Origin of the sequence: Pseudomonas sp. RA_35y_Pfl2_P32 (genome assembly GCF_963970735.1) — a bacterium.
Classification (GTDB): Bacteria; Pseudomonadota; Gammaproteobacteria; order Pseudomonadales; family Pseudomonadaceae; genus Aquipseudomonas.
The window spans coordinates 35468-47607 of record NZ_CAXAQF010000029.1 but is presented as its reverse complement, the minus strand read 5'-3'; the positions used below and the strand labels follow the sequence as shown (position 1 = coordinate 47607).

Genomic DNA, 12140 nt, shown 5'->3' with positions numbered 1-12140 from the left:
TTTTATCGGATACGGCAACAATCATTAACCAATCCTGTAAAGACTGCCGATTTTATCGCGATTAATTCTCAACAAGAACCCCAAAATTTGTAGGTCTACTGGGCGCAGTTCAGACAGTTTCTGGGTCCAACCTTCGCCCGTCAGGCTCGCCAAAGCCCCCTTTTCACAAGGCCTGTGGCCATTCGCCCAAGCCTGTTAAAACTGCCTGGCGCGGCATGCTGGCTGGCTTTTGGCCAATTCCGAGGCTGGGCAAATCTTTGTATCTTTCCATGCCAGAACACAGAGTTTGAAATGCATTGCGACACTTGAGCTGTGACAACATGTCGCACACTTGTCGCGCCCGCGATTGCCCCACATCACGAACTTTTTCCCGCCCCGCCGAAACGTCAAACGCCCCGGCCTCTTTCGAGGACCGGGGCGTTTTTTGTGCAGCGACGGTGGCTGAGGGTATCGGCCTCAGTTCAGCGGTTTGCGGTTGCGCGAAACCAGCAGCGGTACCAGCACCACGGTCAGCACAAAGGCCAGCAGGGCCCACTGCGCCAGCGACAGGCCGAGGATCGGCGGATAAGGCGTGGAGCAGAAACCGTCGACCTGGAAGCCCAGCGGGAAGATCTTCGCCAGTGGCAGGCCATCGACGATCGGCTGCAGCACATCGATGCCGCAGCTCACCGATGGATAGAACTGGGTGTAGACGTGATGGGCCGCGGTGCCCGCGCCCGCCAGGGCAAAGATCACCACCAGGGTCTCGAATACCGTGACGCTGCGACGGGTGCGCATGGCCGCCCCGGCGAACGCACTGAGGGCGATCAGCAGCAACGCGTACCGTTGCAGGATGCACAGTGGGCACGGCGCTTCGCCCAGCACGATCTGCATGTACAGCGCCCCCCCGATCAGCGCCAGGCAGATAATGCCCAGCAACACCAGAAAGCGCCGCTCACGGCCCAAGCGCATCGAATCCTCGTTCATTCCCGTTTCCTTCGTCATAAATGCTGGCTATGGCCGCCAGTTTACACGCCAGGCGTGTGCATGCAGCACGTGGCGTGGGGGCGAACCTTTGGCTGGGAATTAACAGTGGGAGGTATTAACAGCGGATTAACCCTTGGGGTCGGTGTTGACGCGCATGACGCCATCGCGAGCAGGCTAGCTCCCACAGGGGGAGATCCGTACCCCAGGAAAAAGCAGGCCGGCCGGTAGGCCGCCTCGCCCGCCCTTACCACTCAGGCCGACCGGCAGGTCGCCGTGCTTTTGCTCTTGATCCACCCGCCCCATCGGCAGGCTGAGCGAAGGTGTACATCAGGGGGGAGGCGCGGAGCGCCGTGCGGCGCAGCCGCATACATCGAGAGGAGGTGCAGCGAAGCAAACCGGAGGCGATGCCCCCGGATGGATACCGTAGCGAAGGGACCCCGAGCCTTAGCGAGGGGCCGAACGCCTGGGGCAAAGACCTTTGGTTACTTTGGGGCGTTTGCCAAAGTGACCCGCCGTAAGGGCGGAACCATTAGCCGCCACAACCGCAGCAATGGATATACCCCAAATCCAAGATCAAAAGATCACAACCTTCAGCAGCTCCCACAGACCCTCAACACCATAGAATCTCCCACCGTTGACCTTGCCTCGACTAAAGACTGGTGGAAGCGAGCCTGCACGCGATGGGGGCGACTCGGCCTGACCAAGTCGCCCCCTTGCCGTCATTCCAACGCCGCCGCCGGCCCAAAGAACTCGTAACGGCTCTGGCTCGGCGGCACACCCAGCGCCTTGAGGTGACGCTTGATCACCGCCATGAAGCCCTTGGGGCCCAGGAAGTAGGCGTCCAGGTCCCGTTGCTCGGGCAGCCAGTGACCCAATTGCTCCTGGCTCAGCAGCCCGACCTGGTCGGCTGCCGGGCTGACCCCGTCATCTTCGGCGTAGCAGTAGAAGCGCTTGAGTTGGGGATGACGCTCGGCCAGGTCGTCGATCCAGTCGCGGAAGGCATGCACCCCGCCGTTGCGCGCGCAGTGGATAAAGTGCACCGGCCGCTCGGTGGCCAGGGCCGCTTCGAGCATGGCCAGGGTCGGGGTGATGCCCACCCCGCCGCTGATCAGCACCAGCGGCTTGTCGCTGGCCGTCAGGGTGAAGTCGCCAGCCGGGGGAAACAGCTCGATGTGGGCACCGACCTGGAACTGGTCATGCAGGTAGTTCGACGCGCGGCCACCGGCTTCGCGCTTGACGCTGATGCGGTACTGGCCGTCAGTGGCCAGGGACGACAGCGAGTAGTTGCGACGAATCTCTTCACCGTCCAGCAGCAGCTTCATGCCGATGTACTGGCCAGGCTCTGCGGCAAGGATCGGGCCTTTGTCCGCCGGTTCGAAGTAGAACGAGGTGATTTCCGCGCTCTCCTCGACCCGCTGGGTCAAGATGAACGCCCGCGCCCCGCGCCAACCGCCAACGGCCTCGGCTTTCTGGTCGTAGATCGCGGCTTCGGCACCGATCAGGATCTCGGCCAGTTGGCCGTAGGCCGCGCCCCAGGCACTCATCACTTCGGGCGTGGCGATCTCGTCGCCGAGCACTTCACTGATGGCGCGCAACAGGCAGCTGCCGACAATCGGATAGTGCTCAGGAAGAATCTGCAGGGCCACGTGCTTGTTGATGATCTTCGCCACCAAGTCGCCCAACTGGTCGAGCTGGTCGATATGCCGGGCGTACATCAGCACGCCGTTGGCCAGGGCCCGAGGCTGGTCGCCGCTGGCCTGGTGCGCCTGGTTGAACAGCGGGCGCACTTGCGGGTATTCGCTGAGCATCATGCGGTAAAAGTGAGTAATCAGGGCTTCACCACCGCTTTCCAGCAGCGGCACAGTGGATTTGACGATGGCACGGTCTTGGGCACTCAGCATAAGGGGATGAACTCCTGAACGACTGCTTTTAATGGATTGCCCTTTGGGTATCAGTTTCCATGCCAATAATTAAATCCTTATAAATCAATGATTTAATTAATATGTAGTCATAACGACCCTTAGGGTTTTATAGTCACCTCGACTACATGGAGTCAATATGACTGCAAAATCCTTGCTGACCACCCTACTGCCCCTGGTCTCTGACCTGTCCCGCGAACTGCCCGAAGGCGAGCGCTACCGGCGCCTGCTGGAAGCCATGCGCGCCCTGCTGCCCTGCGATGCCGCCGCCCTGCTGCGCCTGGATGGCGAATGGCTGGTGCCACTGGCGGTGGACGGCTTGAGTACTGACACCCTGGGCCGGCGCTTCAAGGTCAGCGAGCACCCGCGCTTCGCGGCACTGCTCAGCAGCCCTGGCCCGACGCGCTTTGCCGCTGACAGCGAGCTGCCGGACCCCTATGACGGCCTGGTGGAGGGCCTCGACGAGCACCTGGAGGTCCATGATTGCATGGGCTGCCCACTGTTTATCGATGAACGGCCCTGGGGCCTGCTGACCCTGGATGCGCTGGACCCGGAGCGCTTTGAACCCATCGAACTGGATGCCCTGCAGGCCTTCGCCAGCCTTGCGGCCGCCACGGTCAACGCCGCCGAGCGCATCGAACGGCTGGCCAATCGGGTCGAAGACGAGCACCAGCGGGCCGAGGTCTATCGCCAGGCCAGCGGCCAGCAGGACCGCGAACTGATCGGCCAGAGCAAGGCGCACAAGCGCCTGGTAGAGGAGATCAAGCTGGTGGGCGGCAGCGACCTGACGGTGCTGATCACCGGGGAAACGGGGGTCGGCAAGGAGCTGGTGGCCCAGGCGATTCACGCCGCATCCGCGCGGGCCCACAAGCCGATCATCAGCCTCAACTGCGCCGCCCTGCCCGATACCCTGGTGGAAAGCGAGCTGTTCGGCCACGTGCGCGGGGCCTTCACCGGCGCCACCAGTGACCGGCGCGGCAAATTCGAGTTGGCCAATGGCGGCACCCTGTTTCTCGACGAAGTCGGCGAGTTGTCCCTGACGGTGCAGGCCAAATTGCTGCGGGTCCTGCAAAGCGGCCAGTTGCAGCGCCTGGGGTCGGACAAGGAGCATCAGGTCGACGTGCGCCTGATCGCCGCCACCAACCGCGACCTCGCCGAAGAAGTGCGCAGCGGCCGCTACCGTGCCGACTTCTACCATCGCCTGAGTGTGTATCCGTTGCGGGTGCCGGCCCTGCGTGATCGCGGGCGGGATGTGCTGTTGCTCAGTGGCTATTTCCTCGAACAGAACCGCTCGCGCATGGGCCTCAACAGCCTGCGCCTGTCCAGCGATGCCCAGGCGGCGCTGCTGGCTTACAGCTGGCCGGGCAATGTGCGCGAACTTGAACACTTGATCGGCCGCAGTGCCTTGAAGGCTCTGGGCAACTCCCGCGAGCGGCCGAAGATCCTCAGCCTCGGCGCGGCCGACCTGGACCTGCCCCATGACCCCCTTGAGGCCACCGCAGCCCCTGCGCCTGCCGAACCGGCGCCGGCACTGGAGGTGGGCGGCGACCTGCGCCAGGCCACCGAGCACTACCAGCGCCAACTGATCAGCGCCTGCCTGGAGCGCCACCAGCACAACTGGGCCAGCGCCGCCCGCGAGCTGGGCATGGACCGGGCGAACCTGGGGCGACTGGCCAAGCGACTGGGCATGAAATGATCGCAGCCCCTGCAACTGCCGAAAGCTGCGTGAGAGGACGCCGCCCTCGCCAAGCCAGTCACCGCGCGGCGACTGCGACAAAGGTTGTACCGACCCTAAAGCCTGCCCCCGACAAGTCGATAACCCGTTATCAATAGTTGTCGGCGCTCCCGCGATCCCCCGTCACCTTTTCCACAGAAGGTTTTTATGTCCTCCACCAAAGCCCGCGCAGATTCACTTTCGCTTCTGCTGTTTACCTTGCGCAGTGGCAAGCTGATGGCGATCAACCTGCTGAAAGTCAGTGAAATCATCCCTTGCCCACCGCTGACCCGGCTACCGGAGTCGCACCCCCACGTCAAAGGCATCGCCACCCTGCGTGGCAACTCGCTGTCGGTCATCGACCTGAGCCGGGCCATCGGCGAGCGCCCCCTGGCGGACCCGGACGGTGGCTGCCTGATCGTCACCGACGTCAGCCGCTCGAAACAGGGCCTGCACGTGCAGGCGGTGAGCAAGATCGTGCACTGCCTGACCTCCGACATCCGTCCGCCGCCCTATGGCTCGGGTGGCGGACGTTCCTACATCACTGGCGTGGCCTCGGTCGATGGCACACTGGTGCAGGTGCTGGACATCGAAAAAGTCATCCACGGCATTGCCCCGGAGCCGGTGCCAGTGGCGCCCACCGAATTGAGCATGGAAGATGCCGAGTTGCTGGGCAACGCGCGCATCCTGGTGGTCGACGACAGCCAGGTGGCGCTGCAACAGTCAGTGCACACCCTGCGTCACCTTGGGCTGTTGTGCCACACCGCACGCAGCGCCAAGGAAGCCATCGACTGCCTGCTGGAACTGCAAGGCACCGCGCAACAGATCAACCTGATTGTCTCGGACATCGAGATGTCGGAAATGGACGGCTACGCCTTCACCCGCACCCTGCGCCAAACCCCGGATTTCGCCCACCTCTACGTGCTGCTGCACACCTCCCTGGACAGCGCGATGAACAGTGAAAAAGCCCGACTGTCCGGCGCCAATGCGGTGCTGACCAAGTTCTCCTCGCCGGAGCTGACCCAATGCCTGATCGACGCCGCCAAAGCGGTGGCGCAGCAAGGCCACTGAGCCATGGCCCCGGCTTACTGCCTGTTATTGCGCCGCGACCTGGCCGGCCCCCTGCCGCCCAGCACATGGCCAGCAGGCATCCGCCTGGACACCTACCAACCGGCGCTGGCCGAGGCGGTGCATCAATTGCTGGAGGCCGGTTATCGCCAGGGCGGTGGTCAGGTGTCGACCCTGGCTATCTGGCGCGAACGTTTTGAGCGCGACCCCGAGTACGATCCACACCTGTGCGTCATTGCCACGGACGCCCAGGGCCTCGTCGGCGTGATCCAGTGTTGGACCAGCGCCTACATCAAGCACCTGGTGGTGCATCCCCGCGCTCAGGGACAAGGGCTGGGTCGGGCGTTGCTGTTGCATGCCTTCAGCCTGTTCCAGCAACGTCGCGAAGGGTTTGTCGATTTGAAGGTACTGGAAGACAACCTTCGGGCACGGCAGTTGTACGAGCGTTGTGGCATGCGCCTGATCCGCCGGGAACCCGTTCCCGACTGAGGACCTCTCCCCCCCCTCCATCAGGCATACTCCCTCTCTATTTTCCAGGAGCCCTGCCATGCGATCCCCTGCCCTGCTTTTCATCGCCCTGACCAGCCTCGCCCTCCACGCCCAGGCCTCGACCCCAGATGCCTGGGCCGCCTACGACAAGACCGTACTCGCCAGTTGCACCAATGCCGGCCAGTTGAGCCACGCCAAGCCGGTGGGCAACGCCGCGCAGTTCGATGATCGCGTCGGCTACAGCGCCTTGCTGCTTGAGGGCCAGTACCCGCAGAAGCACATGAAGGGGCAGCGGGGCACGGAGCTGTGCCTCTACCACAAGAAGAGCAAGACGGCCCATGTCACTGAATGGGACTCGGTGCGCCCGGCCACCCAGGGCCAATGACTGGCGCACAACTTGCTTTGCACCAGGCCCAGGCGGTGTTTTTTTGTCATCGCTGATGCTTTCGGACTGTGACCGCTCCCATGAACACATCGTTTTCCTGCGTAGGCTGCGGCAAATGCTGCAATGACCACCATGTGCCCCTGACCCTCGCCGAGGCCCGTATGTGGGCGGCGGATGGCGGCGCGGTGATCGTGCTGGTCGAGGGGTTCCTGGACAACGGCCTGGGCTTGCCGCTCGCGCAGCGCGAACACGCCCAACGCCGCTCCGTGGTAGTGCCCTGCGGTGACACCCACGCCTACGTGACCATTACCTTCGCCGCCTTCAACGTGGGCCGCTGCCGGAATCTTGACGAAGACAACCTGTGCCGGATCTACGAGCGTCGGCCGCTGGTGTGCCGGATCTACCCGATGGAAATCAACCCGCACATTCCCCTGACACCGGGGGCCAAGGACTGCCCGCCCGAGTCATGGCAGCAAGGGCCTGAGTTGATCGTTGGCGGCCAGTTGGTCGACCAGCCGCTGGCGAGCCTGATCGAACAGTCGCGCCAGGCCGATCGGGACGATATTCAAGCCAAGGAAGGGATTTGCGCACAGTTGGGGATTGGCACCACCGCCCTCAAGGGCGACGGTTTTACCGCCTATCTGCCCGACATGAGCGCGTTTGCCGCCGCCATGGACCGGGCCCAGGCCGAACCGCTATCGGGCTCGGTCGGGCAGTGGCAGTTTCATCTGTCAGGACCCGCGCTCGCCGATCAGGTGCTGGCCGCCGGCGCGCTGGTGACGACTGAGCAGCCCCTGACTTACGCCTTTATCTCATTACAGGCGGCTTAGGCCACAAGCGCAGTGGCCTGATGACCACTGCGCAAGGCAAGGTCCACCGATCAGCGCTTGCCCATCGAGCGACGGGTGCCTGGCGGCGCGGCGCCCGGCACCTTGGTGTGGCCATTCTTGGCGCCGTTCTTGTACCACGGCTGGTTGCCGGCCTTGGCCGCGGCCAGTTCACCTGGCTTGAACGGAAATTTGAAGGCCGGGATCGCGGCGTTGCTGTCGCTGTCGGCGCTGGAGTCGACGCTGTCTGGCAGGTCAGCCTGGTCGTCAGCCGCAGGCGCTTGTGTCGGGGAAGTCATGAATGCTCCGGGTGTAGCGTTGAGTCGCGCCCGGATGATGGGTCGCGAAAAGCCGGCAGTATAGCGGGAAGAGCAGTGGCTAGCTGCAAGCTTCAAGCTTCAAGCTGTCCCCCCTGTCAGTTAGCCGTCACGCTGCTGACCGGATCGCGGGGCTATAACGGATGCATACTGGCTACGTATCCGACCCACCGGCCCCGGCGACTGACCTGATGCCCAGCAAAAAAACCACGCTCCTGCTTGTCGGTACCCTTGTCGTGCTTGTCGCTGCCGGGGCCTGGGCTCTGCTCCGGCCGGCGTCGAGCAAACTCGCCGCGCCGACGGCGGTGCCGGTGCGTGTGATCAGCGTCGCGCAGCGCGATGTACCGCGTTATGTCAGCGGCATCGGCTCGGTGCTGTCGTTGCACAGCGTGGTCATTCGCCCGCAGATCGACGGCATCCTCACCCACCTGCTGGTCAAGGAAGGCCAGCGGGTAAAGGCCGGCGACCTGCTGGCCACCCTCGATGACCGCTCGATCCGCGCCAGCCTCGACCAGGCCCGCGCGCAACAGGGCGAAAGCCAGGCCCAGTTGCAGGTGGCCCAGGTCAATCTGCAGCGCTACAAGCTGCTGAGCGCCGATGACGAGGTGTCGAAGCAGACCTACGACCAGCAGCAGGCGCTGGTCAATCAGTTGAAAGCCACCCTGCTGGGCAACCAGGCCGCCATCGATGCGGCGCAGGTGCAACTCTCCTACACCCAGATACGTTCACCGGTGACCGGGCGGGTCGGGATTCGCACCGTGGACGAGGGTAACTTCCTGCGCATGAGCGATACCCAAGGGTTGTTCTCGGTGACCCAGATCGACCCGATCGCCGTCGAGTTCTCCCTGCCACAACAGATGCTGCCGACCTTGCAGGGCCTGATCGGCGCGACGCCCGCCGCCAAGGTCAACGCCTACCTGGGGGGCGATACCGATGGCCAGACCGGCGATTTGCTCGGGGAAGGCCACCTGACGTTGATCGATAACCAGATTAACGCCAACACCGGCACCATTCGCGCCAAGGCCGAATTCGACAACCCCGGGCAAAAGCTCTGGCCCGGGCAACTGGTGACGATCAAGATCCAGACCGCGCTGGACAAGGCGGCCCTGGTAGTACCGCCGAGCGTGGTCCAGCGCGGCCTGGACCAGCATTACGTGTACCGGGTCACGGAGGGCAAGGTCGAATCGGTGCCGGTGCAAATGGTCTACCAGAACAGTGACCTGAACCTCATCACGGGGGTGCAGGCCGGTGATGTCCTGGTCAGCGATGGCCAGTCGCGCCTCAAGCCGGGGAGCCGCGTGCAGATCCTCGACGAACCACCGGCACTGACCCAGGCCACCGTCTCGGAGCAGCAGCCATGAAGGCCCGTGGCGGGATCAGTGCCTGGTGTATCGATCACCCGGTGGCCACCGTCCTGTTGACCTTCGCCCTGGTGCTGATGGGCCTGATCGCCTTTCCCCGATTGCCGATTGCGCCCCTGCCGCAAGCCGAGTTCCCGACCATCCAGGTCAACGCCCTGCTGCCCGGCGCCAGCCCGGACACCATGGCCTCGTCGGTGGCCACGCCCCTGGAGGTGCAATTCAGCGCCATCCCCGGCATGACCCAGATGACCTCCAGCAGCGCCCTGGGCTCGACCAACCTGACCCTGCAATTCACCCTCGACAAGAGCATCGACACCGCCGCGCAGGAAGTCCAGGCAGCGATCAACACCGCCGCTGGCAAACTGCCCAGGGACATGCCAACCCTGCCGACCTGGCGCAAGGTCAATCCGGCCGACAGCCCGGTGCTGATCCTCAGCGTCAGCTCGACGCAAATGCCCGGCACCGAGCTCAGCGACTACGCCGAAACCCTGCTCGCTCGCCAACTGAGCCAGGTCGACGGCGTCGGCCAGGTCAATATCACCGGCCAGCAGCGCCCGGCCATTCGGGTCCAGGCCTCGGCGGACAAGCTTGCCGCCATCGGCCTGACCCTGGCCGACATTCGCCTGGCCATCCAACAGGCCAGCCTCAACCTGGCCAAGGGTGCGCTGTACGGCGAGTCGAGCATTTCCACCCTGGCGACCAACGACCAACTGTTCCACCCCGAGCAATATGGCGAACTGATCGTCTCCTACAAAAACGGCGCGCCGGTGCACCTGCGCGATGTCGCCCGGGTGGTCAACGGCGCGGAGGACGCCTACGTGCAGGCCTGGTCCGGCACGCAACCGGGGGTCAACCTGGTGATGTTCCGCCAGCCAGGGGCCAACATTGTCGAGACCGTCGACCGCATCCAGGCGGCGTTGCCCAGCCTGCAGGCGATGCTGCCGGCGTCGGTCGAGGTCAAGGTGCTGATCGACCGCACCCAGACCATCCGCGCCTCGCTGCACGAGGTGGAGCTGACGCTGTTGATCGCGGTGTTGCTGGTGGTGGCCGTGATGGCGCTGTTCCTGCGCCAGCTGTCGGCGACGCTGATCGTCTCCAGCGTGCTCGCGGTGTCGTTGATCGCCAGTTTTGCCCTGATGTATGTGATGGGCTTCAGCCTTAACAACCTGACCCTGGTGGCGATCGTGATTTCGGTCGGCTTCGTGGTCGACGATGCGATTGTGGTGGTGGAGAACATTCACCGCCACCTGGAGGCCGGCGACGATAAACGGGAGGCGGCGATCAAGGGCGCCGGCGAGATCGGCTTCACCGTGGTCTCGATCAGCTTCTCGCTGGTGGCGGCGTTTATTCCATTGCTGTTCATGGGCGGGGTTGTCGGGCGCCTGTTCAAGGAGTTTGCCTTGACCGCGACCTCGACCATCCTGATTTCGGTGGTGGTGTCCCTGACCCTGGCCCCCACCCTGGCCGCCCTGTTCATGCGCGCGCCGGTGCATCATGCCCATGCCAGGCCGGGCTTCGGCGAACGCCTGCTGACCCTGTATGAGCATGGCCTGCGCCGCGCCCTGGCCCATCAGAACGTGATGCTGGGGGTGTTCGGCCTGACCCTGGCCATGGCCGTGGCCGGCTATGTGTTTATCCCCAAGGGGTTTTTCCCGGTGCAGGACACCGGGTTTGTCCTCGGCACCACCGAAGCCGCCGCCGACATCTCCTATGGCGACATGGTGAACAAGCACCTGGCGATGGCGCAGATCGTCGCGGCCGATCCCGCCGTGCAGGCGTTTTCCCACTCGGTCGGGGTGTCGGGCAGTAACCAGACCATCGCCAACGGTCGCTTCTGGATCGCCCTCAAGCCACGGGGTGAGCGCGATGTCTCCGCCAGCCAGTTCATCGATCGGATTCGTCCGCAATTGATGGCGGTCCCCGGCATCGTCCTGTACCTGCGGGCCGGGCAAGACATCAACCTCAGCTCCGGCCCCAGCCGGGCCCAGTACCAGTACGTGCTCAAGAGCAACGACGGCCCGACCCTCAACCTGTGGACCCAGCGCCTGACGGAAAAACTGCGCGGTATGCCGGCCTTCCGTGACATTTCCAACGATCTGCAACTGGGCGGCAGCATCACCCACATCACCATCGACCGGGCAGCCGCCGCGCGTTTCGGACTGACCGCCAGCGATGTCGACGAGGCACTCTACGACGCCTTCGGCCAACGCCAGGTCAACGAGTTCCAGACCCAGATCAACCAGTACAACGTGATCCTCGAACTGGACACCCGGCAACGGGGCAAGGCCGAAAGCCTGGCGTATTTCTACCTGCGCTCGCCCCTGAGCGGCGAGATGGTGCCGCTGTCGGCGCTGGCCCGCTTCGACGCACCGACCATCGGCCCGCTGTCCATCGCCCACGATGGCATGTTCCCCGCCGCCAACCTGTCGTTCAACCTGGCGCCGGGAGTGGCCCTGGGCGATGCGGTGATCCTGCTCAACCAGGCGAAAGCTGAAATCGGTATGCCGAGCTCGGTCAACGGCAACTTCCAGGGCGCGGCCCAGGCGTTCCAAAGCTCGCTGGCCAGCCAGCCATGGCTGATCCTGGCGGCGCTGGTGGCGGTGTACATCATTCTCGGGGTGCTCTATGAGAGTTTCGTGCACCCACTGACGATCATCTCGACCCTGCCCTCGGCCGGCCTCGGTGCCTTGATCATGTTGTGGCTGCTGGGCCAGGATTTTTCGATCATGGCGCTGATCGGCCTGGTGCTGCTGATTGGCATCGTCAAGAAAAACGGCATCCTGATGATCGACTTCGCCCTCGACGCCCAGCGCAATGGCGGGCTGACGCCCGAGGACGCGATCTATCAAGCCTGTATCACGCGCTTTCGGCCGATCATCATGACCACCCTTGCCGCCTTGCTGGGTGCCCTGCCGCTGATGCTGGGCCACGGCCCCGGCGCGGAGTTGCGCCAGCCACTGGGGATTGCCGTGGTCGGCGGCTTGCTGGTCAGCCAGGCGCTGACGCTGTTTACCACGCCGGTCATATACTTGTGGCTGGAACGGCTCTTTCACCGGCCTACACCAGCACCGACGCTGGCGACCACACACTGAGG

The 12140-nt window shown here is 64.0% G+C and carries 10 protein-coding genes; 7 read left to right on the top strand and 3 right to left on the bottom strand.

From position 1 onward, the window contains the following. Positions 1–456: 456 nt before the first annotated feature. On the bottom strand, positions 457–966 hold the full coding sequence (locus AACY45_RS24385) for a disulfide bond formation protein B (RefSeq protein WP_339547836.1): 510 nt from the start codon (positions 964–966) through the stop codon (positions 457–459). 719 nt (positions 967–1685) lie between these two features. Continuing rightward, a complete protein-coding gene (gene hmpA, locus AACY45_RS24380) occupies positions 1686–2867 on the bottom strand; it encodes an NO-inducible flavohemoprotein (protein WP_339547834.1) in 1182 nt (393 codons plus the stop codon). A 157-nt stretch (positions 2868–3024) separates the two neighbouring features. Here hmpA and norR point away from each other — a divergent pair, with 157 nt between their 5' ends. The 5 genes from norR to AACY45_RS24355 all read left to right on the top strand — a co-directional run bounded on the left by norR (position 3025) and on the right by AACY45_RS24355 (position 7371). Further along, on the top strand, positions 3025–4581 hold the full coding sequence (gene norR / locus AACY45_RS24375) for a nitric oxide reductase transcriptional regulator NorR (protein ID WP_339547832.1): 1557 nt from the start codon (positions 3025–3027) through the stop codon (positions 4579–4581). A gap of 186 nt (positions 4582–4767) precedes the next feature. Then, the gene (locus AACY45_RS24370; RefSeq protein WP_339547831.1) at positions 4768–5670 is read left to right on the top strand and encodes a chemotaxis protein CheV; all 903 of its coding nucleotides are present in this window, start codon (positions 4768–4770) and stop codon (positions 5668–5670) included. A gap of 3 nt (positions 5671–5673) precedes the next feature. Further along, the gene (locus AACY45_RS24365; RefSeq protein ID WP_339547829.1) at positions 5674–6156 is read left to right on the top strand and encodes a GNAT family N-acetyltransferase; all 483 of its coding nucleotides are present in this window, start codon (positions 5674–5676) and stop codon (positions 6154–6156) included. 58 nt (positions 6157–6214) lie between these two features. Beyond that, a complete protein-coding gene (locus AACY45_RS24360) occupies positions 6215–6541 on the top strand; it encodes a hypothetical protein (RefSeq protein WP_339547827.1) in 327 nt (108 codons plus the stop codon). A gap of 80 nt (positions 6542–6621) precedes the next feature. Beyond that, positions 6622–7371 carry a YkgJ family cysteine cluster protein gene (locus tag AACY45_RS24355; RefSeq protein WP_339547825.1) on the top strand — a complete coding sequence of 250 codons (750 nt, stop codon included), beginning with the start codon at positions 6622–6624 and terminating at the stop codon, positions 7369–7371. Positions 7372–7421: 50 nt separating this feature from the next. On the opposite strand, the gene AACY45_RS24350 is transcribed toward AACY45_RS24355, so the two are convergent. After that, entirely contained in the window at positions 7422–7667 is a 246-nt protein-coding gene (locus AACY45_RS24350) for a hypothetical protein (RefSeq protein ID WP_159997873.1), read from the bottom strand. A gap of 209 nt (positions 7668–7876) precedes the next feature. On the opposite strand from AACY45_RS24350, the gene AACY45_RS24345 reads away from it, so the two are divergent. Together AACY45_RS24345 and AACY45_RS24340 are read left to right on the top strand one after the other, a co-directional pair. After that, positions 7877–9046, top strand: a complete 1170-nt coding sequence (locus tag AACY45_RS24345) for an efflux RND transporter periplasmic adaptor subunit (RefSeq protein ID WP_339547824.1) — start codon at positions 7877–7879, stop codon at positions 9044–9046. Beyond that, positions 9043–12138: a multidrug efflux RND transporter permease subunit gene (locus AACY45_RS24340; RefSeq protein WP_339547823.1), complete on the top strand. Its 3096-nt coding sequence runs from the start codon at positions 9043–9045 to the stop codon at positions 12136–12138. The genes AACY45_RS24345 and AACY45_RS24340 overlap by 4 nt, the downstream gene beginning before the upstream one ends. The last annotated feature ends 2 nt before the right edge of the window (positions 12139–12140 follow it).

Bases quoted from the DNA above. Each gene is read 5' to 3' on its own strand.
- AACY45_RS24385 (WP_339547836.1), bottom strand. From the start codon at position 966: ATGAACGAGGATTCGATGCGCTTGGGCCGTGAGCGGCGCTTTCTGGTG.
- hmpA (WP_339547834.1), bottom strand. From the start codon at position 2,867: ATGCTGAGTGCCCAAGACCGTGCCATCGTCAAATCCACTGTGCCGCTG.
- norR (WP_339547832.1), top strand. From the start codon at position 3,025: ATGACTGCAAAATCCTTGCTGACCACCCTACTGCCCCTGGTCTCTGAC.
- AACY45_RS24370 (WP_339547831.1), top strand. From the start codon at position 4,768: ATGTCCTCCACCAAAGCCCGCGCAGATTCACTTTCGCTTCTGCTGTTT.
- AACY45_RS24365 (WP_339547829.1), top strand. From the start codon at position 5,674: ATGGCCCCGGCTTACTGCCTGTTATTGCGCCGCGACCTGGCCGGCCCC.
- AACY45_RS24360 (WP_339547827.1), top strand. From the start codon at position 6,215: ATGCGATCCCCTGCCCTGCTTTTCATCGCCCTGACCAGCCTCGCCCTC.
- AACY45_RS24355 (WP_339547825.1), top strand. From the start codon at position 6,622: ATGAACACATCGTTTTCCTGCGTAGGCTGCGGCAAATGCTGCAATGAC.
- AACY45_RS24350 (WP_159997873.1), bottom strand. From the start codon at position 7,667: ATGACTTCCCCGACACAAGCGCCTGCGGCTGACGACCAGGCTGACCTG.
- AACY45_RS24345 (WP_339547824.1), top strand. From the start codon at position 7,877: ATGCCCAGCAAAAAAACCACGCTCCTGCTTGTCGGTACCCTTGTCGTG.
- AACY45_RS24340 (WP_339547823.1), top strand. From the start codon at position 9,043: ATGAAGGCCCGTGGCGGGATCAGTGCCTGGTGTATCGATCACCCGGTG.